Genomic DNA, 25,752 nt, shown 5'->3' on the forward strand with positions numbered 1-25,752 from the left:
CCTAAGTGCGCGTAATCACACGGGTTTCGCATAAAATATGACTGATCAGACGCTGACACCGACACCCATCGACTGCCCGCTGCCGCGCCGTCGGTCGGATTTCGACACCTTTGCCGAAGCCATCGACTACGCCGCGCGCAGCGAGAAGGGCATGAACTTCCACGATATGCGTGGCCAGTTGGAGCGCGTATATCCCTATCGCCAGATGCGCGAAGACGCCCTGCAGATGGCCCGTCGCCTGGTCGCCGCCGGGGTCGAAAAGGAAGACCGGGTCGCGCTGATCGCCGAGACCGTGCCGGAGTTCACCGCGATGTTCTGCGCTTGCGTCTACGTCGGTGCCTGGCCGGTGCCCCTGCCCCTGCCCACGACCTTCGGCGGCAAGGGCAGCTATGTCGAACAGCTGGGCGTTCAGCTTTCAAGCAGCGACCCCGCCTTTCTGTTTTACCCGCCCGAAATAGCGGAAATGGCCGAAGAAGCAGTCGCCAAGCAGGGCTGCAAGGGTGCGGACTGGACCAGCTTTGCCGAACGCGATGCGCCGGATTGCGAATTTCCGGAGATCACGCCCGACGATATTTGTTACCTGCAATATTCGAGCGGCTCGACCCGCTTCCCGACCGGCGTCGCCGTCACGCACCGCGCGCTGCTGCATAACCTCTCGGGCCACGCCATCACCATGAATATCGGCGAAGGCGACCGCGGGGTAAGCTGGCTGCCGTGGTATCACGACATGGGCCTGGTCGGTTGTTTCCTGTCGATGGTCGGCAACCAGGTCAGCTCGGATTATCTCAAGACCGAGCACTTCGCCCGCCGCCCGCTGGCATGGCTCGACATGATTACCCGCAATCCCGGGCAGACCATGAGCTATTCGCCCACCTTCGGCTACGACATCTGCGCTCGCCGCATCTCCAGCCAAAGCCATGTCGACGAACGTTTCGACCTCTCGCGCTGGCGGCTCGCGGGCAATGGCGCGGACATGATCCGGCCCGACGTGATGCAAAGCTTCGTCAACGCTTTCGCGCCTGCCGGATTCAAGGCCAGCGCGTTCACGCCCAGCTACGGCCTTGCCGAAGCGACGCTGGCAGTGACGGTCATGCCGCCGGGCGAAGGCATCAGGGTCGAGCTGGTCGAGGAAGAGCGGCTGTCGGGCCAGCATCGCGATCTCAGCAAACCGGCGCGGTATCGTGCGATCGTCAATTGCGGCAAGCCACTGCCCGACATGGACGTCGAGATCCGCGGGCCCGGTGACGAGGTCAAGGGCGACCACCAGATCGGCAAAGTGTGGTGCCGCGGGCCGAGCGTCATGCATTCCTATTTCCGCGATCCCGAAGCTACCGACGATTGCCTGGTGGATGGTTGGCTCGACACCGGCGACATGGGCTACATGGCCGATGGCTACCTGTTCATCGTCGGTCGCGCCAAGGACATGATCATCATCAACGGCAAGAACCACTGGCCGCAGGATATCGAATGGGCCGTCGAACAGCTCCCCGGCTTCAATCATGGGGACATCGCCGCATTCTCGCTCGAGACCGAGAATGGCGAGGAAGCCCCCGCCGTACTGGTCCATTGCCGCGTGTCCGATCCGCAGGAACGGGCCAAGCTGCACAGTGTCATCAAGGAAAAAGTGCAGGCCGTCACCGGAACAAGCTGCGTCGTCGAACTGGTGCCGCCGCGAACCCTGCCGCGCACGAGCTCAGGCAAGCTGAGCCGCGCCAAGGCCAAGAAGCTCTACCTCTCGGGTGAAATCCAGCCGCTGGATCTGGCCGCCTGACCGGCGAGGGAGCCTACTGCGCGATCACCCATTTGCCTTGGCGGAAGCGATAGATATGCGGGCTGACGCAGCGCGGCTGCGCCGCGCAGTCTTCCTCGACCGTGATGCGGAAGCCATCGAGCATCGGCCCGCTCGGCATGACGCCGATGAAGACTGCGCTGTCCGACACGGCGGTGGCCAACAGGTCCGGTCCAGCGGCGGCGGCAATTGGCGCCCAGGCCTCTAGGTCGGCCAGCATGCTCGGCAGGTAATCATAGTCCTGGAACAGAGTCGCATTGCTGCGCAGGGCGGTCCCGTCGGGGAGCGGGGGCAAGCCCGAGGCGGTCTGTTCGCGCGCGACCTTCCATGCTTCGGCCTCGCTCAGGCCCAGTTCGGCAACTGTGGCGGGCATCGCCAGCATGATCGTCTCCGGGCTGTCGAAGGCGAGGATGGCGAACAGATCGTCTCCGATCGCCCGGTGGTAGGGCAGTGATCCCTTCGCCCCGAAATTCTCGCGGATATTGGCCATGTAGCGTGCGTCTCGCACCAGCACGCGCAAGTCGGCGCGCCCGGGCGGCGGCGGCCGGTAGGAGATATTGGCGACGTACTCGCTCGCGATCGCAGTGCATTCGTCGGCACTCGCCGTGGTGCAGAAGCCGTAGATGCGGTGCAAATTGATGGTCGCATCATCCCAGCCTTCCATGCCGGTCACATCGACCCGCAACGGATCGTCCGCGCCGATGGCCAGTTCGGCACCCGGAAACGCCGCCTGCAATTGCGGCAGCAGCTGGCGCGCGAATTCACCTTCGCTGCCCTGGGCTTGCGCCGGTGCCGCGATGCATCCGGCAAGGGCCAATAGGCCCGCCGCACGTCTTTTCATGTCATCCTCTCCCCGGACGAAGGCCGCTAGCCTATCGCGCGGGAACGGCGAAGGAAAGGATGGACGCACCACGGCAGATCGGGCAGACTTCCGACAGCACTCGACGAGCCGCAGGCCGGTCACTTGAACTTCGTGTCTTAGACACCTAATACAGTTGCTGAAGGAGCACTCTCGCAGCCATGGCGACCCCAACGACTGACAACGCGACACATACCGCGACCAAGACCGCTACCGATTTCGACCTCACGCCGCCCGATCCCGTACCGCAGGTCGCGCCGGAGAAGGCTGCCGGACTTGTCCCGGTCACCGAAGAGCAGAAGTCCAAGCTGGCCCAAAAGGTCGACGGCTTCGTGACCGATCTCGTGTCGATCGATGCCAATTCGCCCGAATTCGGGAAGAAGGTCGACCAGATCACCAATATGGGCCGCAAGGAAATCATGGCCGCGGCGGCGCATTCCAACCGCTTTCTCGACCGCCCGGTCCGCGCGATGGACCAGGACGAAGGCGTCGGCGCAAACCTCGCCGAACTTCGCACCGTCGTCGAAGAGCTCGACCCATCCAAGCGCGGCAATCTCACTGGCCCGCGCAAGCTGCTCGGGATCATTCCCTTCGGCAGCAAGATCAAGAGCTACTTCCGCAGCTATCAGAGCGCGCAAACGCATATCCAGCAAATCCTCGCCAAGCTATCCAATGGAAAGGATGAGCTGCTGATGGACAATGCCGCGATCGACGTCGAACGCACCAAGCTGTGGGAAGCGATGGGTAATCTCGAACAGATGATCCACATCTCGCAGACACTCGACGATCGGCTGGAAGAAAAGGCCGCCGAACTCGACGCGACCGATCCGGCCAAGGCCAAGGCGATCCGCGAGACGGCATTGTTCTACGTCCGGCAGCGGACGCAAGACCTGCTGACCCAGATGGCGGTCAGCGTGCAGGGCTATCTCGCGCTCGACCTCGTCAAGAAGAACAATGTCGAGCTGGTGAAGGGCGTCGACCGCGCCAGCACCACGACCGTCGGCGCGTTGCGCACCGCAGTCACCGTCAGCGAGGCGATGACCAACCAGCGGCTGGTCCTGCAGCAGATCACCGCGCTCAACGACACCACTGCCGGGATCATCGATAGCACCAGCACCATGCTGCGCGAACAGACGGGTAAGATCCACGAGCAGGCCGCCAGCAGCACGATTCCGCTGGAAACGCTGCAGCGCGCCTTCCAGAACATCTACGATACGATGGACGAAGTGGACGAGTTCAAGGTCCGCGCGCTCTCCAGCATGAAGGAGACCGTCACGGTGCTGACCGAAGAAGTCGAGAAGTCGAAGGGCTACATCGCCCGCGCCGAGGGGCAGTCGCAGGCGCAGTCCAAGCTCGCCACGTCGGAACCGTCGCTGCTTGAGCTGGAGGGCTGATGAGCGACGAATACAAATCCTATTCCCGCCGCAGCGACCGCATCCTCGAAGATGCGCGGCGCGTGCGCGACGACAATCGCAAGGGCGGGCGACACCGGCGCCAGCATTCGATCGGCACGCATTCGGCCCGGGCGAAGCGCAAGAACCTGGTTACGCGCGCCAAGTATTTCGCCATGGCGGTCATCGGCATCCTCGCCGCTGCCTCGGTCGCCGGACTGGTGGTTAACGGGATCGGCTTTACCGGCGTCATCATGGCGGCGTTGGGCGTGCTGGTTTCGGCCTATATCTTCGGCAGCTACCCCAAGGTGAAAACGCCCCAGCGCGCGGATCTCAAAGTCAGCGACCCTGAGCGTCTCGTCACCCGCACCGAGATGTGGCTGGAGGAACAGCAACGCTTCCTTCCGCGCAGCGCCAACCGGGTGATCGAGCAATTGGGCGACCGGCTCGACAATTTGTCCTACCAGCTCCAGCGAGTGCCGGCGGAGCATGAAACCGCGCGCGATATTCGCAAGCTGGTCGGCGAAACGCTGCCCGACATGGTCGATAGCTACAAGAACATCCCGCGCCACCTGCAGCGCGAGAAGCGCGGTGAGACCTCGCCCGAGGAGCAGATCACCGAAGGCCTGCAGAAGATCAGCAACGAGATCGACCATATCACAAGGAAGCTGGCGCAGGGTTCGATCGACGACCTCGCCATCAAGCACCGTTATCTCGACTACAAATACGGTGAAGGCGTCGAAGGCGAACAGGCCGACTACGGCGTGCCGCTGCCCGATTTCGACAAGGAAAAGACAGCCAGCCGATGAAAGTCCCGATCCCGCACGAACTGCCCAAGGAAGAGGTCCGCCGGCGTCTGCGAGAGCGCAGCCATGAAATGGCCGACCACATTCCCGGCCCGATGGCGGAAGTCATCACCGACTGGCCGAGCGAAGACCGCATGAACATGACCATCAAGGCGATGGGCCACGATCTCGTCGGCTCGGTCGATATCGAGGATCATCGCATGATCGTCGAGGTAACGCTGCCGCCGTTGCTTTCGTTCATGGAGCCGGTCATTTCCGGCGCGATGCAGGACCAGGGCCAGAAATTGCTCGCGAAGGATTGAGCCCCCCAGGCCTTAATTGAAGAAGCGCTGGCGATAGACGAAAGTCGACGCCACAGGATCGCCATTGGCGTCCCGCGCCGGTTCGAAGCGGATTTGCGAATAGGACAGTTCGCACACCTTTGCGTCGGTCGCGGGGAAAGGGCTCGCGCGATAGATGCTGCAACTGGTCACGCGGCCATCGGCGCCGACGCCGAGCCGGACATCGACCGACTCGCCGATCCGCGCATTGCGCCCGCCAGGCGGGATCGGGAATGCACTGGCATCGGTGATCGTGCTGATAAGCTTGGGCTTGGTCACTGCAATGCCGCCACGACCGCTGCCGCCGCGGCCCGCACCGGTGCCGAGTCCGGAGCCCGCAGCGCCGGTCCCGTCGCCTGACTGCGTTGCGCCCGACCGGTCCTGCGTCCCCGTCGACGCAACGCGCGGGGCCGGGCGATCCTCGCGCACCCGAACGGGCGGCGTGGGCGCGGATGTTGGCTTGGGTACGGCATCGCGGCCCGGATCGCCCTGGGCACCCTCGTCGGGTTCGGGCGGCGCTTCGGGCAAATCCTCCGGCGGTGTCGTGACGGTCACGGAGATCGAGGAAAACACGGTGTCTTCGACCTGTGCGGTGAGGTCCGGCGCGAGCGCCCGCAGCAGACCGTAGAACAATAGCAGATGCAGCAGCGCGATCAGGATGATCACCGGCACGCTCGGCCTGCGCCGTGTGGTCGAGAATTTGCCGCTCTGTGCCATCGCTGCCGCGTCTCTTAGATTTGCACGATAGTGCCGCGCAAGTCGGCGTGTGAAAAGGGCGCAACGAAAAGCGGCGGCCTCCACAAGGGAAGCCGCCGCCAAACTGTTCAGCGAAGAACGCTAGCGATCAGAACTCGTAGCGAACGCCGACCTGGATCTTCCAGGCCGAGCTGGAAATTGCCACGAATTGGTCGTCGTCCGGACGGAAGCCCGAGATGATGTAGCGACCCTGGGCATCCACTCCGCCATCGACGACATCGGTGAACTCGCTCTGGAACTTGAGGCGGTTTGCGCTCGAGTCGATGAGGTTCAGGAAGTTGTCGAAGTCGGCGAACAGCTCGATCCGATCGTTCACGAGTCCCGTCAGGCTGCCGATGAAGGGCAGCTCCTGGCTGAAGCGTAGATCGAGATCGTAGTGCCAAGGGTTGCTGCAGGTGTTGCGCTCGATGCTCTGGCCCGGGGTGAACTTGCAGTTCGTGGTGCCGACGTAGTCGATCAGCGACTGCACCGCAGCCGGATCGCTCGAGGGCGACACATTGGGATCGCCCGCGCCCGACGGAATGTACAGCAGTGCGTTGTCGGTGCCCGACGAGCTGTCGTTGAACACGCCGCCACCGTCGAAGGTCAGGCTGTACGGACGGCCCGAGCGCGCACGGAAGAACACGCCGAGCGACGTCTGATAGTCACCGAAGAATTCTTCGCGGAAGAAAACCGAAGCGGTGATATTGTGACGCGTTTCGTAGTTCGAAGTCGAGACGGCCGGGTTTTGGCGGTCGAAGGCTGCCGAAACGTCGTAGGACGAGGTGGCGGTCGACGAGCCGACGTTGCGGTTGTTGTTCGAATCCGTGAAAGCGTAGCCAAGGCGGAGGCCGATACTGCCGCCTTCGGTAAAGATGCCGCGATTGAAGTTCTTCGACAGCAGCACCGACGCGATGTGGCTTTCGTAGCTCGGCCCGTTGGTCAGCTGGATCTCGTCGTCCCGGCGGGTGTTGAAGCATGCCGGGGTGACGCCCGACCACACCGGCGGCGTGCCGCCTGTACCCTGCAGAACCGCATTACAGCCGGCTGCCGTGGGATCGATCGCCGCATAGATCGGGCGACCGTCGACGGTGAAGCCGTTGAGACCGCGCCGGATGTCCGGAGTCTGCGACAGGTCGACAAAGTTCAGCGTGTCGTTGAACCGCGAGTAGATGTAATCGACATTCAGGCGCCAGTCGCTGAAGAAGCCACTCTCTGCACCGAAGTCGGTCGCGAAGCCGACATTCGCGCGCACCACGGTCGGCACGTCGAAGTCGGGATCGGTCGACTGAGTGTCGGAGAGACCCGCTGCCGCCTGGGCCGAACCGAGTGCTGCGACGCAGCCCGGGAAGCCGGTAAACTGACCACCCGAAACGACGCTGGTCGGTACCACCGCGCAATCGAAGCTTTCGCCGTTGCCGGTCGAGAAGCCGTTGTTCGAGAACGCATTGGAGAAATACACGACCGGATCGCCGCCCGAGAACATGCCGACACCGCCGGTAACGCGCGAGTTCGAGAAGAACCCGGTGTTGTCGAATTCATAGGTAGCGGCGAGGCGCGGCAGCAGGACGGTATCGAGCTTGCCGAAGCTGTTGGCATTGGTGAAGCCGTAGCGCGCTTCGAACTGCGGGTTGTGACGCGGCGCGTCACCCGAGTAGAACTGGGCGCGAAGGCCGGCAGTGATGCTCAGTTGGTCGGTCGCCTGCCACTCGTCCTGGGCATAGAACGACCAGATCGTCCGCTTGAAGGTTGCAGCGGCTTCGTTGATGTCGCCGGTCGGCGTGGCTGCGATGGTCGCACCACCCAGCGCGCCATTCGCCAGATCGTCGGCGCTGCCGAAGACACTGGAGAAAAAGCCGGGCGCAATCACGCCATTCTGGAAATCGGTCAGGTTCCGGAAGAAGATGGTACCGGTCGCGTTGATGGCGAACAGGTTGAACACTTCCAGATCGTTGACTTCGGCACCGATCTTGAACTGGTGGTCGCCACCATTGATGTTCATCTGCAGCTTGGCCTGGTCGATCTTCGTGTCGAGCTGGTTGGCCGAACGGAAGATGCCCGGGCCGGTGCTGAGGATGCCGTTTTCGCCGGTCGGGCCGGTCACGCCAACGGCCAGACGGACAGTCGGGTTAGCCGCCTGGGCCTCGCCGAAACCAACCGGGCCCTGGATGTCGCCCACTTCGGAACGGCTCAAGCGAACCTCGGTGCTGATCTTGTCGCTCCATTCGGAGTACAGGCGGACCGAGTAATAGTCCGAGATCGTGCCTTCGTCCTCGAACGAGTTGAGGCCGGTAAGGTTGTCCGGTCCGAAATCGCTTTCCACGTTCGATTCCTCGAGACGCTGGTAGGTCGCTTCGAGGCGGTGATCGTCGGTGATGTAGGCGTCGATGCGGCCGAAATAGCGGACGCTGGTTTCCGGCAGGGTGCGCGGATAGCCGCCTACGTCCTGGCCGTAGACCGAGCTTGCGATCTGCGCGAACTGGTCGAACTGTGCCTGCGTCACGAACTCGGCTTCGTTGGCGAAACCGCCGCCGGCCGGGCCGAAATCGTTGGCATCGCCGAGATCGGTCTCTTCGTAACCGAGATAGAAGAACAGGCGATCGGGGATGATCGGACCGCCCAGCGTAGCACCCCAGCGCTTCTCGCTGCCCGACGACAGCGGCTGCTCGACGCCATCACCATCGATGATGGTATCGGCGAGCAGATCGTCGTTGAAGAAGGTATAGAAGGCCGATCCGGAGAACTTGTTGGTACCCGACTTGGTGACGACGTTCACGAGACAACCGGTGAAGTCGGAATATTCGACATCGAACGGCGCGAATTCGACCGAGGTCTCGCGGACCACATCGAACGGCAGCGGCAGCGAATTACGCGCTGCGAACGGCGTGCCGTTGAGACCGAATACATCCGCCTGGACGATACCGTCGACGGTGAAGGTGTTCGAACGGTCGTTACCGCCGAGACACGAGATGCGGTCGACCTCATTGTCGCGCTCAAGGCTGACACGCGGGTCGAGGCGAATAATGTCGCGCACGTCGCGCGAAATGCTCGGGAAACTTTCCAGCGTGGTTTCGCCGAAGGCCGTGCCCGGACCGACAGCGAGCTGCTGCACGTTCACGCGCTCGGCGGTCACGACGATGAGGTTGTCGCCGCCTGCGGACGCATCGTTCAGCGTAAAGGTGTAATCGGTGTTGCCCGAGATGTTGATGAACTGGTCTTCGATAGTCTGGCCTTCGTAACCGGCAGCCGTTGCGGTGACGGTGTAGGGGCCGCCGGGAACCAGCGAAGTGGCGCGGAACGAACCGTCGGCGCCCGTAGTCAGCGTGCGCGACTGGCCGGTGCGCGTGTCGGTGACGACAACTGTCGCGCCAGCCAGCGGCGTGCCGGTGTCGTCGGTAACGGTGCCTTCGACACCCGAGGTAATTTGCTGTGCGGCGACCGGCGCCGGCAGGACGACTGCAGTCGTCAGGCCCGCAGCGCTGGCTGCAAGAAGATACTTGAGCTTCATGGATAACCCCTTCGGAGATGCTCGTTTGAACGAATTTTCCCAGACCCGGCGATTCTTCGCACCGGTATGAGCATCGCCAAAGGGTGATCGCGTTACAGAAATATGACAGTCCTGCAGGGCTGTGGCAGCGTCACACCAGTGTCATGAAAAGTGTAAAGTTTTTCAGAGGGTTATGTGGTGTTGCTGCATTGCAACAAGCGCTCTTATTCTTATGCACAGGCCGATCAAGGGCGCAGGATCAGGCCAGATTGATCTCGCGCAGGCGCTGCAGGAGAAAGTCGTGCGATGAGATCGCCGGCTGGGGCGTATTCCCGGTCACGGATTCCGAACAGGATTCCAGCGGCTCGATGATGAAATCGGGCCGGAAATGCAGGAAGAACGGCATCGAATAGCGCGCGCGATAGGCCGCTTCGCCGTGCGGGTTGACGACCCTGTGCGTCGTCGAGCGCAGCTTGCCGTTGGTAAGCCGGTCGAGCATATCGCCGATATTTACCGCCAGCGCGCCCGGGGGCGGGTTTACCGCCAACCACTCGCCCTGCTTCGTCAGCAGTTCGAGCCCGGCCTCCTCGGCCCCCAGCAACAGCGTGATGGTATTGATGTCGCCATGGGCGGCGGCGCGGATCGCGCCCTCGGCTTCTTCGCCTTCAAGCGGCGGATAGCGCAGCAGGCGCATGACCGAATTGCCGTCCTCGACCGTCTTTTCGAAGAAGGTGCGCTCCAGCCCGAGATGGATGGCAATCGCCTCCAGCACGCGCAGGCCGGCTTGTTCGAACGCCGCGTAGAGCGCTTCGAAGGTCTCTTCGAAGCCGTCGACTTCGGTAGGCCAGACATTGGGTGCCATATATTCGGCCAGTTCGTGATCGGCGGGCAGCGAGCGGCCGACGTGCCAGAACTCCTTCAGGTCATGGACCTTCGCATCCTTGGCCTTTTCGGTTCCGAACGGCGTATAGCCGCGTGCCCCGCCGGCGCCTTCGATCTTGTACTTGAGCTTGGTCTCGGTTGGCAGCGCAAAGAAGGCCTTCGACATCTCTTCCGCCCGGTCGATCAGATCCTGCGGGATGCCGTGATCCTTGACGATGGCAAAGCCGAATTCGGAGAAAGACGCGCCAAGCTCGCCGGCGATGCTTTCGAGCGGCTGGTCGAGTGAAACGGAAGCAATGTCGGTCATGGCACTTATCTTAGTAAGGGAGGAACAGGCCCGCCAAGGCGGCACTCATCAGGTTGGCCAGCGAGCCGGCGGCGAGCGCTCTGAGACCGAGCTTGGCGATAACCGGCCTCTGGTTCGGCGCAAGACCGCCGGTGACCGCCATCTGGATCGCAATGGAGCTGAAGTTGGCAAAGCCGCAGAGGGCGAAGGTGACGATAGCGCGGCTACGGTCAGTCAACTCGCCCGCCGTCATGGCGCCGAGGTCGATAAAGGCGACGAATTCGTTGAGCACGATCTTGGTGCCGAACAGGCCGCCGGCAACCTGCGCCTGGCTCCAGTCGGTGATGCCGATCAGGAACATGACCGGCGCGAAGACATAGCCGATGAGCTGCTGGAAGCTGACGTCGGGATAGCCGACCCAACTGCCGATCCCGCCAAGGATGCCGTTGGCCAGCGCTACCAGCGCCACGAAGACCATCACCATCGCACCGACCGCGACCGCCAGCTTCACGCCCGTCTGCGTGCCTTGCGCAGCGGCTTCGATGACGTTGGCGGGTTTGTGCCCTTCCTCGAACGTTTCCGCGACTTCCACTTCATGCGGCTTGCCGCTCTCGGTCAGGGCCGCGGGCCCTTCGGCGCTGATGCGCGCGGCGGGCAGCACGATTTCGCCTTCTGGATCGACGCCGGAGAGTTCGGCCGCGTCGCGTGCCAGCACGCTGTCATCGTCCGGCATGATGATCTTCGCCATAAGGATCCCGCCAGGTGCCGACATAAAGGCGGCTGCGAGCAGGAAAGGCACCGCCTCGGCCCCGATAAAACTGGCATAGGCGGCGAGGATCGTGCCGGCGACGCCGGCCATGCCGACGCTCATCAGGGTGAACAGGCGGCTCGGCGTCAGCGCTGCGAGATAGGGCCGCACTACCAGCGGGCTTTCGGACTGGCCGACGAAGATATTGGCCGCGCTGCCGAGTGCCTCGACCTTGCTGATGCCGGTAATCCAGCCGATCGCCCCGCCGACCCAGCGCACCAGTCGCTGCATGATGCCCCAGTGATAGAGGATCGACACGATTGCGGCGAAGAACACGATCACCGGCAGGGCTGCGATGACGAAAGTGTTGGTGAAGGGGTTGTCCCCCATCGGACCGAAAATTGCCTCGATCCCGATCTTGGAATAATCGAGCAGCGCGATGACGCCGTCGGAGAGGAACTGGATCGCGGTGACGCCCCACGGCGTGCGCAGGACCAGCAACGCCATGATCGCCTGCAGCGCGAATGCCGCGCCAACGACGCGCAGCTTGATCCGCTTCTTTCCGGTCGACAGCAGGAAGGCGATGGCAAGGATCGCGGCGATCCCGGCCAGGCTCATGACGAAGGGCGGCATGCAGTTTCTTTCGTAACCAAACGACTCGCTGCCCCCCTTTGCCGCTCCGGAGCGCGCAGTCAAACGAGTCCGGTCCGGTCGAGGCGGCTATCGCCCTAGGGATTGCCGCCGGTGGGAACATCGCCCTTGCCGCTTTCCCTCGCGCACAACCTTGCTTATGCGTCCGCCATGACAGACGCGACCGCATCCGGCAGTGCCGCCATCCGCATGCCATTGGGCCTTTTCGTATTCACACTGCTCTATGGCGGAATGACAGTGCTCGCCGGGGTGCTGGCCTACAAGCAATCGCGGCTTTGGCCGACCGACCTCGCGGTCGAATCCGGCATCTTCGCTTTCCTCCTGCTGGTTGTCATTTCCAGCACGATCGCACAGCTCTACGGCAAGGAACTCGCCAACAGGATCGTTTGGTGGGGCTTCCTGCCCCTCGCCTTCTCTATCGGGTTGATGACGCTCGTCCTTGCCCTGCCAGCCTCGCCGGAGATGATCGAAGGGCGGCCGGGGGCGCTGGAAGCATTCGAGATGGTCCACGGCCAGTTCTGGCGCGTGGTGGCATCGGGGCCGGTGGCCTATCTCGTGTCGCTATTGCTCAACGTGTGGATCTTCGATCGCCTGCGCGGCAACGGCAAGGGTGGCACGGCGGGATTGATGATCCGCGGGGCCATCGCATCGGCGCTGAGCCAGGCGATAGACTCGGTCATCTTCGTGACGCTCGCTTTCTACGGGGAGTTCGACATCACCAACCTGCTGATCGGGCAGGTGCTGGCCAAGGTGGCGCTCAGCTTCCTGCTCGTGCCGTTCCTCATCACCGGGGGTGTCGCCGCCGCGCGCTGGCTCGATGCGAGGGCAACTCACCCGCGTTAAGCGCACCTCCTAACCCGGTCTTAACTCTGCCGGTCCGAGCCTGCCTCCTCAATTGAAGGAGATGCAAGCGTGGCGATTCCCGGCGTGATCGACGACAATGCCAGCGAGGAAGCCGGGCGCAACGAGCCGCGCCGCTTCGTTCGCCTGCTGACCGAAGGCATCCGCACCGGGGGCGAAACCGCCAGCCTGCGCCTGCACAATATTTCCGTCGGCGGACTGATGATCGAAAGCCCGGTCGACTTCGAGGTCGGAGAGGAACTCGCCATCGACCTTCCGGATGTCGGGCCGACCGACGCAAAGATCGTGTGGCGCAGCGAAACGCTCTACGGCGCGCGCTTCGTCGAGCCGCTGCCGCAGAAGGCGCTGAGTGCCGCCAAGTTGAAGAGCGCCATCGCGCAGCCCGATGCGGCCATCCTTCCGCCCGGAATCGACCGGGCATCTTTGGGCAAGCGGCTCGCCACCATGCGCCAGGAGCGCGGCCTGACCCTTGCGCAGGTGGCGGAAGAGCTAGGCGTCAGCAAGCCGACGGTGTGGGCGTGGGAGCACGACCGCTCCCAGCCGGTCGCCAGCCGCATCTCGGCGATCGCGGAAGTTCTTGGGGTCAGCGAGATCGAACTGGCGACGGGTCGCGACACCAGCCAGGCCGAGCACGCCATTGCAGAGACACGCGAAATGATCGCCAAAGCCTATGGTTGCACGCCGCAACAGGTCCGAATTTCGATAGATTTGTGAGCCAAGGGTTCTCAAATTTCTCTTTTATAGTTAATACCAGTCAAGTCGATTCTAAATTTAGGGGATTTAGTTAAGTCGACTAACAGGTAAGATAATAAATATATCCGAATTCTATATTTGGATATCGTAAATATGGGGCAAAATGGATGGGGCTGCGGTTTTCAGCAGGGGACCTTGCGCAATTTCTTGATCTTTCTTCGGGCTTAAGATCGGATATCCTTCTCAAACTCGACGCGGAAGGCTTCATACTTTCGTCGTCGCGGGCACTCGAGACCTTCGGATCGCAGGGCTCGGACGGCCATTCGCGCCTCCTTATCGCGCCGCGCCTCTCCGATCTGGTCGTAGAGGGCCACACGAGAGCTGTCGGATCCGAACTAGCGTTAGCCGCAGCGGGTAACGCGGACAGGGGTTGGATCGAGGTCCGCCTGACCTGTGGGGGCGAGTCGTGGCGCTGGTTTTCGCTCCGCCTGGTTCCGGCACGAAACAAAGCCGGCGCAGCGAGCGTGCTGGCGGTACTCAGGGATATTCACGAGCGCCGGACGCTCGAAGACAAGCTCTTCGCCGCCCGTATGACCGACCCTCTCACCGGCTTGACCAATCGCGTCGCTTTCGATTCGATGCTCGACCATGTGAGTGGGAGCGGGCCCGGCGGATGCCTCGCGCTGTTCGGGGTCGATCACCTGCGCGCAATCAACCACCGGCTGGGACACAATGTCGGCGATCAGGTGCTGTGCGGCTTCGCGGAAGTTCTGCGCACCGTGATGCGCACCGGCGACACGATCTCGCGGATCGGCGATGCGACATTCGCAGTACTGCTCCTCGATACGGACGACCGCGAAGCGAGCGCACTAACGCGGCAAGCACAGGACGTGTTCGCCGGCGACCTGCCGGCGGGCAAATCGCGCCTCACGCTGTCGGCCACTGTCGGGATCGCGGAGATCGGCACCGGGCCGGAAGACACCCTGCGCCGCGCCGAAATGGCGATGTTTCTCGGCAAGGCGGGAAGCAGCACCCGTCCGGTTCTCGAACGCGACAGCCGCCCGCGGCGCGCTGTCGCGAGCCGAGCGGCTTCGACCGGATTTCCGCAACTGCGCCGCGCGGGCTGATCCTTACTCCCAGAAGTAGGGCTTGCGGGTGCTGGTGCCCGTCGCGACCTCGTTCATGGTCGTGGCATCGTAGAGCCGCCCGCCGAGCATGACCTGCGCAATCTCGTCCGAATTGCGGATATCCGCGCTCGGGTCGGCATCGAGCACGATCAGGTCGGCGAGCTTGCCGACTTCGAGGCTGCCGATGTCGCGATCCATGCCGAGCGATTGCGCCGGGACAATGGTTCCCGCGCGCAAGGCCTCGACAGGGCTCATCCCGCCCCGCACGAAGCTCCACATCTCCCAATGCGCCGCAATGCCCGCCTGCTGGCCATGCGCGCCGATGCTCACCTTCACCCCGCGGTCGGCGAGTTTCTTCGCCTCGCGCGCGGCATCGTCGTCGACGAAAGCCCATTCGGGTGCCTTGGTCCGCCGCGCGGTCTGCGCCAGCAAAAGCTTGGGCGGCGTGTGCACAAGCAGCGGATTGTCGAAAACGTCGGTCGCCTGCCGCCAGTAGGGATCGCCCGCGAGGCCGCCATAGGTGACCGTGAGCGTCGGCGTGTAGTTGGTCTGGCTCTGGCCGAAGAACTGCAGCACATCCTCGTAGAAGAACTCGCCCGGGACATTGTGCTCAACGGTGGAATTGCCGTCGGCAATCAGGTTCATGTCCATACCGAACAGCGAGCCGCCCTCGGCGACGACAAGCATGTTCTCTTCGGCAGCCGCGCGCACGACCATCTGGCGCTGTTCGCGGCGGGGCTGGTTGTAATTCTTCACCGAAATGCCGCCCTGCGCCTTGATCCGTTTCACATGCGCCTGCGCATCCTCGTAGCTGTCGATCCGCGCATAGACGCTCGGCGCCTTCGCTCCGTAGATGATCTCCCCGGTCGAGAAGATGCGGGGGCCGAGCAAGGTGCCCGACTGCTGTCGCTCGCTCGCGGCAAAGATCGTGCTCGCGCTGGACGAGGGATCGTGGATCGTCGTCGTGCCCATGGCGAGTTGCTGGACCTGGACCCAGTTCTGCTCGGGAATGAGGTCACCCGTGCCCTGCGGGCCGTGAGCGTGGGCATCGACTAGGCCGGGCATGATCGTCTTGCCCTCCGCATCGACCACCGTCGCGCCGGGGGGTACCCGCACCTCACTTGCCGCGCCGATTGCAACGATCCGGTCGCCTTCGATCACGATAACGCCATTGTCGATTGCGCCCGCGCCATCACCTGCCATCGTCAGCAGTCGCGCGCCGGTGATCGCGACTGTCCCGCTCGGCTTGGCCGCGCGCTGGGTGGTAGCCAGCGAGACGCCCTGCGTCGGAGGCGTGTAGGCGCTATCCCCTCCCGGACCGTCGGCAAAGAGATTCGCCGTCGAAGCACGATAGAGCGTCGGCCCCATCGTCCAGGTCAATGTATCGCCGCCGCCGGACCAGCCGATATAGTCCGCGCCATCGTTGCTGACCTTGGTGACTGGCAGCGGTCCGCCCTTCTCGCCGACATTGACCGCCTGCCCGCCGGGCATAAGTGGCATGGCGAACACTTCGTAATTCTGGCGGAAGGCAACCAGCCTGCCGTTGGGAGAAACCTGGAAATCGTTGGCCAGTTCGCCCTTGGCGTGGGTGCGCTTGGCCTCGCCACTAAGGTCGGTCGATACCAGCGAAGCACCTTCGCCGCCTTCGACCATGAAAACGCGGTCGTTATCGGCCCCGAACTGCGGCGCCGCGCCGTTGCGCGAGATAAGCTGCGGTGTCCCGCCACTTGTCGAGACGCGGTAAATACCGGGATCGGCAGAATATTCCGGTGCGGTCAAAAAGCCGCCGCTGCGCTTTTCGAACACGATGGTTCGGCCATCAGGCGAGAACCTGGGGCTGGCGTAGTGTCCGGGCTGCCGGGTGACAGTCCGCAGATTGCCACCGTTGGCATCGCCGACGACGATCTCGCCTAGCCCGTCATCGGTCCATCGCACGAAGGCGAGGCTTCGCCCATCGCGGCTGAAGGCAGGCCATGCTTCGATAGCGCTGCCCGATGTAAGACGGCGCGGCTGACCCCCGCCGACATTTTTGACGTAGAGCTTACCCAGCGTCTCGAACACGACCCGGCGACCGTCGGGCGAGACGGTCGCGAATTTTGGAATGTTGGTGGTGAACGTATCGGACGCAACCGGGATGATGGGATGCGGCGCATCGGCGATGCCGCGCGTGTCGTTCACGCTGAACGGGATTTGCGTAAATCCCGACCCGTCGCGATTGATCCGGTTGAGCTTGCCGCCCGACCAGAACACGATGCTGCGGCTATCGGACGTCCAGTCCATGTTGGGATAGACCCCGGTCACCGCCCAGGTCTCCTGCACATCGCGATCGAGATCGGCATAGAGCATGCGCTCTTCGCCGCTGGCGAATTCCTTGATCCAGAGCTGCGAATTGTCCTTGTCGCGCCGGACGAAAGCGATCGCGCTGCCATCGGGCGAGGGCGTCGGTCGCACTGCACCGCCGAAACCGTCCACCACGGTGGTGCGCTCGCCGCTCTCCAGGTCGTATTTCTCGATCCGGAAGATTCCTGCGTTGGAGTCCTGAGCATATTCGAAGATCGGGCCGGAGGTATCGTTGCGGGTGAAATAGATACCCGAGCCATCCGGCGCGTAAATCGGCTCGCCCAGTTCCTTCTGGTGCGTTTCGCTAGGCCGCTCGACCAGCTTCACGCCGCCGCCGCCCGAGACGTGATAGAGCCACACCTCGCCGGTTCCGAGCGAGCGCCCGGTGGTGTAGTGCTTCTTCGCTGCGATGAATTGGCCATCGGGTGACCAGGTCGGCTGGTGCATGAGCCGGAAGTCTTCCTTCGTCAGCGCCTTCTTGTCCGACCCATCGGTGCGCATCAGCCAGATATTGTCGCCGCCGCCGCGGTCCGACGTAAACGCGATGCGGCTGCCGTCGGGCGAAAAGCGCGGCTGCACTTCCCACGCAAGGCCTTCGGCAATGCGCGTGGGCGTTCCCCCGGAAATCGGCATGGTGTAAATGTCACCGAGGAGCGAGAACGCCACGGTCCGGCCGTCCGGCGACACGTCGACATCCATCCAGGTGCCTTCGTCGGTGCGGATCGGGACCTGCCGGATGGTGGCACCCTTCGGCGCGTTGACATCCCACTTGTCGCTGCCAGCATCTTCCTCGCCTGCGCTGTCGGCCAACGGCGCGGGGCTCTCATCCATCAAGGGCTCTTCGGCAGGCGGCTCCTCCTGAGCGGAAGCCGTCACCGGCATCAGGATAAAAGCGGTAGTGGCCAGCAGGGCGGAGACGGTTCTCATCGGGGCAGTCCTCTCATTTTCTCTGGTCGCGGTCTTAGGCAGCCCGCCAGCCGATGCCAATGGGGTTCGACGAACGTTAGCCGTGGCGCTGCAAAGCCTCGGGCGTGTCGATATCGACCAGCCATGCTGGATCGCAGGACACAATTTCAGCCGACTTGAGCAGCATCCTTGCCCCCTCGTCGCCGGATACCTTTCGCAGCGTTGCAAGGTGCTTGCGGCCGAAAAGTGCGGGCGGTGATGGCGACGTGCCATTGTGCGATGCGAGAATGGCTTCGGGCGATGCGCGTTCGAGCAATTCGGCAAAGTGGACGGCTGGAACCAGCGGCATATCGGCGAGCGCGATCAGTAGGGCCTCCGCCTCGACTTCCTCTGCCATGCGCGCAGCAAGCGCAACGGAGGTGCCCATCCCTTGCGCAGCATCGGGATTGATCACGCCCGTAAACCCATCGTCGACCGATTGCTCGGCGGAGCGGACGATCATCCAGCGATGGGCGAACGGCAATCCCGCCAGAGTGTGAGCAGCATGCAAACCCAGCGGCTTGCCGCGAAATGGGGCCGCGAGCTTATCGGTCACGCCGAAGCGATGCGACAGGCCAGCCGCCAGCAAAGCCACCGCGACAGGCGGCACGCTAGCCACGCGCAGCCTCGAAATCGGTTTGCTGGTAGGTTCGGACGATCTCGCCCAGCGCGCTCAGCGCCAGCGTATCGGGATCGCGTGAGGAGTGGAACAGCCCGATTGGCGCGCGGATGGTATCGATCGCGTCCTCCTCTACGCCGCCATCCGCCAGAGCTTCACGGCGCGCTGCGTGTGCCTGTCGTCCGCCCATTGCCCCGATGTAGAAGTGCGGCAATTCCAGCGCCCGCTGCATCAGTTTCACTTCCCAGTCGTGGTCGTGAAAAAGAAATGCGAAGGCGGTCCACGGATCGCTGTGCAGATCTTCGGTCTGATCGGTGCGGGCCAGCAGCGCCACCTCCGCGCCTGCAGATTGCAGCTCGGCCACGATCTGCTCATCGGGCGTGAAGATGGCGGCCCGGCAGCGTATTGCCCGTGCCTGCCGGTGGAGAGCCTCCACGCCCGCGCCATGGCCGAGGATCGCGATCTTCGGGGCGGGCCAATAGCTGAACGTGCCTGTGCCGCTGGCACCATCAAAGGCGTTGCCATGCCAGCCTGCGACATGATGCGCACCGTCGTCATCCAATCGTATTGCGAACGGGTTCCGCTGCTCAATGCTGTGAAGGCAGGCTTCAGCCAGAGCTCCGTTGGACAAAGGCTGGAAATGGATGTTGAGCCCGCCGCCGCAGGGTAGCCTGATATCGAGATAGGGCGAGCCCGCGCCGAACCGCACGATCCGAGGCGTCCCGGCGTCGAGCGCTGCGCGCGCTTCTGCGACCACCGCCTGCTCGATACAACCGCCTGAAAGCGATCCCTGGTAACTGCCGTCTTCGGCCACCCCCATGACCGTGCCGGGATTGCGCATGGAGGAGCCGGTCACGGCACAGACTGTGACCAGCACCGTCGCCTGACCCTGCAAGTGACGGTCCTTGAGAAATCGGAGTTCTCGCGCAAAATCCAAGGCTCAGCCGTGCCTCAAGAGGCTCACTCGGACAGTGTGGCGAGGTAGGCGATGATCGCTTCGCGCTTTGCCGCATCGCTCACAGCGCCGGCAACCATCGAAGTGCCCGGCACCACGCCGTTGGGATCGCCGAGATAGGCATTAAGCCTCGCTTCGTCCCACACGAAATCCGCAGACGCCATCGCATCAGAATAGCCGAAATTGGGCAGCGCTCCCGCTTCCCGTCCGACAACGCCGTAGAGGTTGGGCCCGATGCCTGAGGCCGCTCCGGCCTTGGCGACATGGCAGGCAGCGCAAGCGGCGAATCCAGCTTCACCTGCGGCCACAGGGTCGCTTGCCTTATCAGCAAGTTGGGCGGCCGCGGTGGCAACCTCGCCCGGCTCACGCACCACGATCTGTTCCACAGGCGGCTCTTCCGCAGAGCCGCAGCCAATCAATACGAAAGCCAACAAAACCGGCACAGCAAAATGCTTCATTGTCCCCGCCTCCGTCACGCGAATTGCCTGGCGACGGGCAGGTCGCGAATGCGGCGACCTGTGGCGGCAAAGATTGCGTTGGTGAACGCCGGAGCGATGGGCGGCGTGCCCGGTTCACCGGCCCCGCCGATGGGCACCGGACCGCTGTTGATGATGGCGACTTCGATTTCCGGGCACTCGTTCATGCGCAGCATCTTGTAATCGTGGAAGTTGCTCTGCTTGACCCTGCCGCCTTCCAGCTCGAGCTCGCCGTAAAGCGCGGCGGTCAGACCGAACACAATCCCGCCTTCGATCTGGTTGCGGAAACCATCGGGATTCATTGCATAGCCCGGATCGGCCACCGCGTAGACCTTGGTCGCGCGCGGCTTGCCGCCGGACATATCGACTTCGACCGCTTCCGCCACGATCGTGCCGAAGCTCTCGACCATGGCGACACCGCGCCCCTTGCCGTCGCCCGCCGGCTCGTCCCAGCCGCTGACCTGCTGCAGTTTCTCCAGCACGGCCCTGTGACGCGGAGCATCGGCCAGCATGGCGATGCGATAGTCGAGCGGGTCGGCCCCGGCCGCATGGGCTGCTTCGTCGATAAAGCTCTCGGTGAAAAATCCATGCTGCGAATGGTCGACGGAACGCCAGGCCTGAAACGGCAGGTGCAGCGGAGCTTCGGCGACGCGAACCGATAGGTTGGGGATGCCATAGCCCGCAGGCACACAGGCCTCCGCGGGATCGTGGCGCTGGGTGAAGACGCTGTTGTAGCTGACAAGCTTGCCATCGGCGTCGAGCCCGCCCTTGAAACGGATCATGTCGGCCGGGCGGTACATCGACTTTTGCGTATCTTCCTCGCGGCTCCAGATCATCTTGACCGGATAGCCCGTCGCCTTCGCCACCCGCGCCGCCATGCCGACATATTCGCTGACCAGGCGCCGCCCGAAACCGCCGCCCAGCATCGGATGATGGATCGTGATATCGTCGGCATCGAGCCCGATAGCGTTGGCTGCTTCCTTGCGCGCCATCAGCGGCACCTGGGTGCTGGTCCAGATTTCGCATTTGCCGTCATGCACCCAGGCCGTGCAGTTGATCGGCTCCATTGGCGCGTGGGCCAGGTAGGGCACGCGATATTCCGCTTCGATAATTGTGGCGGCATTGGCGAAGGCATCGCGCGCATCGCCCTTCGACGCCGCTTCGCTGCCTCCGTCATCGCCCGCGGCGTCGAGTGCGGCGGCAAATGCGGCAAACTGGTCGTCCATGGTCGCGATTTTGCTCTCGGACTGGGTCCACGTGACGTCGATCGCGCCGAGCGCCTGCTCGGCCTGCCAGTAGCTGTCCGCGACGACAGCAACGTGATCGCCCATGTTGAGGATCTGCAATACGCCCCCCATGGACTTCGCCGCTTCGGCATCCATCGATGCCACTTCGGTGCCCGGAACCGGAGGCCGCATGACCGCGGCATAGGAGAGATTGTCGGCAGGGATCTCGGCATCGATCCCGAAAGTGGCCGTGCCGTTGACCTTGGCCGGAATATCGGTGCGCGCCTTGCTCTTGCCCATCAGCCTGTATTCGCCGATGTCCTTGAGCCGAGGCGTCTGCGGCATCGGCTGTTCGGCTGCAGCCGCGGCAAACTGCGCATAGGGCGCTTCCTTCCCCGAAGCAGCATGGATCAACATGCTGTTACGCGTTTCGATTTCGCCTGCAGGAACGTCCCACTCCTCGGCAGCCGCGCCGACCAGCATCTGCCGCGCCGCAGCCCCGGCGATACGCATCTGGTGTTGCCCAGTCGTGCGGATCGAGGAACTGCCCCCGGTGATCATGGCATCGGCGAGCCGCGCGATCTGGGTGAACAGGCCGTCATAAGTCGGCTCGATCCAGTCCGCCGCGTTCATCGTGAACGGCGCGACGAACATGCGGGCGGTATCGGTCACGACATAATTCCCATCCGCCGGCGCCTGCATCACCTTGACGAGATTCCAGTCCGCATCGAGCTCGTCCGCGAGCATCTGGCCCAGCACCGAATGCGCGCCCTGCCCCATCTCGCAATGCGGGACGATCGCGGTGACAGTGTTGTCGGTATCGATCTTGACCCAGCTGTTGACGAGCTCCTCATCGCCTTCCGCGACCAGCGGCTTCAACCGCCCTACCGGATTGCCGGGCCGCACCGCGACCCCGATCAGCAACGCGCCGCCGGCAAGCACGCCTGCACCCATGACCCCGCGCCTAGTCCATTTGGCCGTACGGCTGCGCGCCGGCTTGGTATCGGCTTGCTCGCTCATGCCTCCGCCTCCTCGTTGCGGGGCTCTTGCAGGCCGGCGGCGACTTTGATGGCGCGGCGAATGCGGGTGTAAGTGCCGCAGCGGCAGATATTGCCCGCCATCGCACTATCGATCTGTGCGTCGCTCGGTTGCGGCGTATCGCGCAGCAGCGCCGTCGCCGCCATGATCTGGCCCGACTGGCAATAGCCGCATTGCGGTACCTGTTCGCTGATCCACGCTTGCTGGACCTTCGTCAGTTCGCCTTCAGGTCCGGCAATGCCTTCGATCGTCGTGACCAAGCGACCTTCGGCTTCCGAAACCGGCGTCGAACAACTGCGGATCGGTTTGCCGTCCAGATGTACGGTGCACGCCCCGCACTGCGCGATCCCGCAGCCGAACTTCGTGCCGTTCATTCCGAGCTTCTCGCGGACGACCCACAGGATCGGCATGGCCGGATCGGCATCGACCGAAACGGCATTTCCATTGAGCGTGAATTCGATCATCGCGGCTCTTTCTCCGGCGGCGGTTTGCGTTGCGACTTGCAACGCAAGTGTGCCGGAGCGGGCGCGTCAAGGCAATGGGCGATCCCCGCAAGAGCGGGGGCAGGCGCGCCTACTTGGACCGGTCGCGAATTTTCACAAGGAAAGCATCGACCTGTTCGCGCAAGGTGGATGCCTGCTGTTCGAGCTCGCTTGCCGAATTGAGCACCTGCGAGGCGGCTGCACCTGTCCGAAGCGAGTTTTCGCGGACGTCGCGGACATGGCTGCCCACTTCCTCGCTGTGGCGGGCGGCGCTGTCGATGCTGCGAGCAAGATCCTGTCCTGCGACCGACTGCTGGTCCACCGCAGAGGCGATCGCAATGGCTGTCGCTTCGATCTGCTGGATCTCGCGGCTGACGGTGCGCAGCGCGGAAACGCTGGCCCCGGTCGATTGCTGGATAGCCTGGATCTGGTCGGAAACGTCCTGCGTCGCGCGGCTGGTCTGGCTGGCCAGTTCCTTCACTTCGGAAGCCACCACCGCAAAGCCGCGTCCCGCCTCTCCGCCGCGCGCCGCTTCGATGGACGCGTTGAGAGCAAGCAGATTGGTGCGGCTGGCGATGGTCGAGATCATCTCGACGATCTGGCCGATCGAGGTGGCAGCCTGGTCGAGCGCGGAGATCGTCTGGTCGGCTTCGTCCGCCGTTCCGCGCGCCTTGCGCGCCAGCTCCGCCGAATCGGCGGCCTGACGGCTGATCTCGCCGATGGACATGGCGAATTCATCGCTCGCGGCGGCGGCGGCCGATGCGCCTTCCGCAGCCCGCTCCATCGCCGTCGAAACCTGTTCCGATTGGGCCGTCGACTGCTCGGCCGCGCGGGACATTTCGCCCGCCGTTGCGTGTAGCTGGGTCGATGCCGCCGCAACGCCGCTGACGACTTCGCCAACCGTCCGGTCGAACGTGTTGGCGAGATCGAGGATTTCACGCTCCTGTTCCTCGTGCAGTTTCTCGCGCTCCTCGCGGTTGCGCTCCTCGCGCGCAGTCAGCGTCAGCAGCCGCTTGGTGCCGCGCCGCATGATCTCGAGCGAGCGCGCCATCGATCCGAATTCGTCCACCCGGTCCTTGGCAGGAATGTCGAAGTCGGTCTGGCCTGCAGAAATCTTCTCCATCGCATCGGCAAGTCCGCGCGTTGTGTCGACGATATCGCGCGCCAGGACACGACCGGCGATCACGAGACAAAGCACGAAGACGCCGGTGACGCCGAGCAGAGCCCATCGGGCAAGGTCTGCTGCAGCAGCCCGGGCCTGAGCATCCGGCGCAGTCTCTATCGATGCGAGGCCCCAGAATGCGACCGCCATCACGGTCAGGACGATCAGGATCGGCCCGCCGCCGGTAGCGACCAGTTTTTGATTGCTGTCGAGGCCCGAAAACCACCGTTCAATTGGGTTGCGCATGCGCGGAGCCACCATGTCCGATGCGGCCGCGATTTCGGTCTCGGCTTCCCGCCGGAGATCGCTTGCGAGGTCTTCGATCGTACTCATGCCACTTTGCTCCTGTCGGACCGCGTCGATCCGAATTTATCCTTCAATGCAACGATCTGTTCGGGCGGCATCGCCCGGTAATAGAGCCAGCCCTGAATCTGGTCCGCACCCGCGGCGCGCACCATATCGGCCTGGCACTGGGTCTCGACCCCTTCGGCAGTCACGCCCATCTTCATTGCTCGGGCGAGCGAGATGCTGGAAATCATCATGGCTCTGCTGCCATCGTCCTCCTGCGCGTCGACGACGAGCGAGCGGTCCAGTTTGAGCTTTTCGAAGCGGAACTGCCGCAGGAAGCCGATCGAAGCATAGCCAGTGCCGAAATCGTCGAGCGAAATGCTGACCCCGAATTGGCGGATCACATCGAGGCTCCGCCCGACCACCACCGGGTCGAGCACCAGGCAAGTCTCGGTGACTTCCAGTTCGAGCCGCTCGGGCGGAAAGCCGGTTTCCTCGAGAACCTGTCCGACCAAGATCGGAAACTCCGGATTGCGCAACTGCGCTGCCGAGATATTGACCGACAGGTTCAGGTCACCCCAATCGCGCGCATCGCGGCACGCGGTGCGCAGGACCCACAGGCCGATCGCGTTGATCAGGCCCGATTCCTCGGCCACCGGAATGAATATATTGGGGCCGATCTGACTGCCGTCCTCGCGTTCCCAGCGGAGCAGGGATTCGACGGCCACGATGGCGCCGGTTCTGGCATCGACGAGCGGCTGGTAATTGACCCGGAATTCCCCCTTGGCGAGCGCTGCGCGCAGCTCGTTGTCCAGATCCAGCCGGGCTTCGCGATTGCGATCGAGCGCTTGGGCATACCAGGTGCAGCGCATCTTTCCGCCGCGCTTGGAAGCAAACATCGCCACATCTGCGCGCCTCAGCAATTCGGAACTGGCGGGTGCCTCTTCGCCACCGCTGCGCGAGAGGCCGACGCTCGCACCGACGGCGATCGCTCTTCGTTCGAGCTGCACCGGCTTGCGCAGCCGATCGACGATCATGCGGCTGATGCCTTCGATCAGATTGCCGGCGATCGGTCCGTCCGCGAGCAAGACGAACTCGTCTCCGCTCAGCCGATAGCACTGCGCCTCGTCGCCGCATGTCTCCGTTATGAGAATCGCGACGGCCCGGATCAGTTCGTCTCCGGTCGCATGTCCGAAATGGTCGTTGACCTGCTTGAACCCGTCGAGATCCACGATTGCGAGCGCAACTTCGCCTTCGCCACCGCGGCGAGAAGCAATGTCCCGATGCAAAGCGCGCCGATTGGGCAAACCGGTGAGCGCATCGATCATGGCCCCGCGATCGAGGCGTAGAGCAGTACATCGGCCGAGACCGACACCCAAAGCGACAAGGCAGACGGCAACCCCACCGGCCAGAAGCCAGCGCCACGAGAACAATCCGCTCTGCCCGAGGCCGAACACGGTGAGAAGCACTATCCCTGCAAGCACAGCGAAGGGCAGAAAAACTACCTCTCTCGGCGTCCGTTCGCGGAAATTTCCAATGCTGGGCACGCTCGACAGACCTTCCGCTTCTCAATCAGTTAGGGCCAA

20 protein-coding genes are annotated in these 25,752 nt (G+C 63.4%); 7 read left to right on the forward strand and 13 right to left on the reverse strand.

The window, feature by feature from the left end; translation table 11 throughout:
• The first annotated feature begins 37 nt into the window (after positions 1-37).
• Positions 38-1,771: a fatty acyl-AMP ligase gene (locus EL2594_RS10955; RefSeq protein ID WP_011415144.1), complete on the forward strand. Its 1,734-nt coding sequence runs from the start codon at positions 38-40 to the stop codon at positions 1,769-1,771.
• Between the two features lie 13 nt (positions 1,772-1,784).
• On the opposite strand, the gene EL2594_RS10960 is transcribed toward EL2594_RS10955, so the two are convergent.
• Entirely contained in the window at positions 1,785-2,630 is an 846-nt protein-coding gene (locus EL2594_RS10960; RefSeq protein ID WP_155806045.1) for a hypothetical protein, read from the reverse strand.
• A gap of 179 nt (positions 2,631-2,809) precedes the next feature.
• On the opposite strand from EL2594_RS10960, the gene EL2594_RS10965 reads away from it, so the two are divergent.
• The 3 genes from EL2594_RS10965 to EL2594_RS10975 are packed head-to-tail and all read left to right on the forward strand — an operon-like array spanning position 2,810 to position 5,147.
• Entirely contained in the window at positions 2,810-4,042 is a 1,233-nt protein-coding gene (locus EL2594_RS10965; RefSeq protein ID WP_011415146.1) for a toxic anion resistance protein, read from the forward strand.
• Complete coding sequence (locus EL2594_RS10970; RefSeq protein ID WP_011415147.1) at positions 4,042-4,848, forward strand: hypothetical protein; 807 nt, start codon at positions 4,042-4,044, stop codon at positions 4,846-4,848. The genes EL2594_RS10965 and EL2594_RS10970 overlap by 1 nt, the downstream gene beginning before the upstream one ends.
• Entirely contained in the window at positions 4,845-5,147 is a 303-nt protein-coding gene (locus EL2594_RS10975; RefSeq protein ID WP_011415148.1) for a polyhydroxyalkanoic acid system family protein, read from the forward strand. Before EL2594_RS10970 ends, EL2594_RS10975 begins: the two co-directional genes overlap by 4 nt.
• A 12-nt stretch (positions 5,148-5,159) precedes the next feature.
• Here EL2594_RS10975 and EL2594_RS10980 read toward each other — a convergent pair whose 3' ends face one another.
• The 4 genes from EL2594_RS10980 to EL2594_RS10995 all read right to left on the reverse strand — a co-directional run bounded on the left by EL2594_RS10980 (position 5,160) and on the right by EL2594_RS10995 (position 11,936).
• Entirely contained in the window at positions 5,160-5,882 is a 723-nt protein-coding gene (locus EL2594_RS10980) for an energy transducer TonB (RefSeq protein ID WP_011415149.1), read from the reverse strand.
• 127 nt (positions 5,883-6,009) lie between these two features.
• Positions 6,010-9,408: a TonB-dependent receptor gene (locus tag EL2594_RS10985; protein WP_011415150.1), complete on the reverse strand. Its 3,399-nt coding sequence runs from the start codon at positions 9,406-9,408 to the stop codon at positions 6,010-6,012.
• 238 nt (positions 9,409-9,646) lie between these two features.
• Positions 9,647-10,576: an isopenicillin N synthase family dioxygenase gene (locus EL2594_RS10990; protein ID WP_011415151.1), complete on the reverse strand. Its 930-nt coding sequence runs from the start codon at positions 10,574-10,576 to the stop codon at positions 9,647-9,649.
• Between the two features lie 10 nt (positions 10,577-10,586).
• On the reverse strand, positions 10,587-11,936 hold the full coding sequence (locus tag EL2594_RS10995) for a NupC/NupG family nucleoside CNT transporter (RefSeq protein WP_011415152.1): 1,350 nt from the start codon (positions 11,934-11,936) through the stop codon (positions 10,587-10,589).
• Between the two features lie 168 nt (positions 11,937-12,104).
• Here EL2594_RS10995 and EL2594_RS11000 point away from each other — a divergent pair, with 168 nt between their 5' ends.
• The 3 genes from EL2594_RS11000 to EL2594_RS15755 all read left to right on the forward strand — a co-directional run bounded on the left by EL2594_RS11000 (position 12,105) and on the right by EL2594_RS15755 (position 14,635).
• Positions 12,105-12,797, forward strand: a complete 693-nt coding sequence (locus EL2594_RS11000) for a queuosine precursor transporter (RefSeq protein ID WP_011415153.1) — start codon at positions 12,105-12,107, stop codon at positions 12,795-12,797.
• A 69-nt stretch (positions 12,798-12,866) separates the two neighbouring features.
• Positions 12,867-13,529 carry a helix-turn-helix domain-containing protein gene (locus EL2594_RS11005; RefSeq protein ID WP_011415154.1) on the forward strand — a complete coding sequence of 221 codons (663 nt, stop codon included), beginning with the start codon at positions 12,867-12,869 and terminating at the stop codon, positions 13,527-13,529.
• 146 nt (positions 13,530-13,675) lie between these two features.
• Positions 13,676-14,635: a GGDEF domain-containing protein gene (locus tag EL2594_RS15755; protein ID WP_011415155.1), complete on the forward strand. Its 960-nt coding sequence runs from the start codon at positions 13,676-13,678 to the stop codon at positions 14,633-14,635.
• A 3-nt stretch (positions 14,636-14,638) separates the two neighbouring features.
• Here the strand turns inward: EL2594_RS15755 and EL2594_RS11015 are convergent, their stop codons facing one another.
• The 8 genes from EL2594_RS11015 to EL2594_RS11050 form a co-directional block, all read right to left on the reverse strand.
• Positions 14,639-17,902, reverse strand: coding sequence for an amidohydrolase family protein (locus EL2594_RS11015; protein WP_011415156.1), 3,264 nt, complete (start codon positions 17,900-17,902; stop codon positions 14,639-14,641).
• Positions 17,903-17,978: 76 nt separating this feature from the next.
• A complete protein-coding gene (locus EL2594_RS11020; RefSeq protein WP_011415157.1) occupies positions 17,979-18,539 on the reverse strand; it encodes a nucleotidyltransferase family protein in 561 nt (186 codons plus the stop codon).
• On the reverse strand, positions 18,532-19,476 hold the full coding sequence (locus EL2594_RS11025) for an XdhC family protein (RefSeq protein ID WP_049762497.1): 945 nt from the start codon (positions 19,474-19,476) through the stop codon (positions 18,532-18,534). Before EL2594_RS11025 ends, EL2594_RS11020 begins: the two co-directional genes overlap by 8 nt.
• 23 nt (positions 19,477-19,499) lie before the next feature.
• On the reverse strand, positions 19,500-19,952 hold the full coding sequence (locus tag EL2594_RS11030; protein WP_011415159.1) for a c-type cytochrome: 453 nt from the start codon (positions 19,950-19,952) through the stop codon (positions 19,500-19,502).
• A gap of 14 nt (positions 19,953-19,966) precedes the next feature.
• A complete protein-coding gene (locus EL2594_RS11035; RefSeq protein WP_011415160.1) occupies positions 19,967-22,216 on the reverse strand; it encodes a xanthine dehydrogenase family protein molybdopterin-binding subunit in 2,250 nt (749 codons plus the stop codon).
• Positions 22,213-22,698, reverse strand: a complete 486-nt coding sequence (locus EL2594_RS11040; protein ID WP_011415161.1) for a (2Fe-2S)-binding protein — start codon at positions 22,696-22,698, stop codon at positions 22,213-22,215. Before EL2594_RS11040 ends, EL2594_RS11035 begins: the two co-directional genes overlap by 4 nt.
• Positions 22,699-22,807: 109 nt before the next feature.
• Positions 22,808-24,211: a methyl-accepting chemotaxis protein gene (locus tag EL2594_RS11045; protein ID WP_011415162.1), complete on the reverse strand. Its 1,404-nt coding sequence runs from the start codon at positions 24,209-24,211 to the stop codon at positions 22,808-22,810.
• Positions 24,208-25,635: a putative bifunctional diguanylate cyclase/phosphodiesterase gene (locus tag EL2594_RS11050; RefSeq protein ID WP_233994269.1), complete on the reverse strand. Its 1,428-nt coding sequence runs from the start codon at positions 25,633-25,635 to the stop codon at positions 24,208-24,210. The genes EL2594_RS11045 and EL2594_RS11050 overlap by 4 nt, the downstream gene beginning before the upstream one ends.
• Positions 25,636-25,752: the final 117 nt, after the last annotated feature.

It is taken from the genome of Erythrobacter litoralis HTCC2594 (assembly GCF_000013005.1).
Taxonomy (GTDB): Bacteria; Pseudomonadota; Alphaproteobacteria; order Sphingomonadales; family Sphingomonadaceae; genus Parerythrobacter; species Parerythrobacter litoralis_A.

Excerpts from the sequence above, each read along its gene's own strand:
- EL2594_RS10955 (WP_011415144.1), top strand. The coding sequence starts at position 38 with ATGACTGATCAGACGCTGACACCGACACCCATCGACTGCCCGCTGCCG.
- EL2594_RS10960 (WP_155806045.1), bottom strand. The coding sequence starts at position 2,630 with ATGAAAAGACGTGCGGCGGGCCTATTGGCCCTTGCCGGATGCATCGCG.
- EL2594_RS10965 (WP_011415146.1), top strand. The coding sequence starts at position 2,810 with ATGGCGACCCCAACGACTGACAACGCGACACATACCGCGACCAAGACC.
- EL2594_RS10970 (WP_011415147.1), top strand. The coding sequence starts at position 4,042 with ATGAGCGACGAATACAAATCCTATTCCCGCCGCAGCGACCGCATCCTC.
- EL2594_RS10975 (WP_011415148.1), top strand. The coding sequence starts at position 4,845 with ATGAAAGTCCCGATCCCGCACGAACTGCCCAAGGAAGAGGTCCGCCGG.
- EL2594_RS10980 (WP_011415149.1), bottom strand. The coding sequence starts at position 5,882 with ATGGCACAGAGCGGCAAATTCTCGACCACACGGCGCAGGCCGAGCGTG.
- EL2594_RS10985 (WP_011415150.1), bottom strand. The coding sequence starts at position 9,408 with ATGAAGCTCAAGTATCTTCTTGCAGCCAGCGCTGCGGGCCTGACGACT.
- EL2594_RS10990 (WP_011415151.1), bottom strand. The coding sequence starts at position 10,576 with ATGACCGACATTGCTTCCGTTTCACTCGACCAGCCGCTCGAAAGCATC.
- EL2594_RS10995 (WP_011415152.1), bottom strand. The coding sequence starts at position 11,936 with ATGCCGCCCTTCGTCATGAGCCTGGCCGGGATCGCCGCGATCCTTGCC.
- EL2594_RS11000 (WP_011415153.1), top strand. The coding sequence starts at position 12,105 with ATGACAGACGCGACCGCATCCGGCAGTGCCGCCATCCGCATGCCATTG.
- EL2594_RS15755 (WP_011415155.1), top strand. The coding sequence starts at position 13,676 with ATGGGGCTGCGGTTTTCAGCAGGGGACCTTGCGCAATTTCTTGATCTT.
- EL2594_RS11015 (WP_011415156.1), bottom strand. The coding sequence starts at position 17,902 with ATGAGAACCGTCTCCGCCCTGCTGGCCACTACCGCTTTTATCCTGATG.
- EL2594_RS11030 (WP_011415159.1), bottom strand. The coding sequence starts at position 19,952 with ATGAAGCATTTTGCTGTGCCGGTTTTGTTGGCTTTCGTATTGATTGGC.
- EL2594_RS11035 (WP_011415160.1), bottom strand. The coding sequence starts at position 22,216 with ATGAGCGAGCAAGCCGATACCAAGCCGGCGCGCAGCCGTACGGCCAAA.
- EL2594_RS11040 (WP_011415161.1), bottom strand. The coding sequence starts at position 22,698 with ATGATCGAATTCACGCTCAATGGAAATGCCGTTTCGGTCGATGCCGAT.
- EL2594_RS11045 (WP_011415162.1), bottom strand. The coding sequence starts at position 24,211 with ATGAGTACGATCGAAGACCTCGCAAGCGATCTCCGGCGGGAAGCCGAG.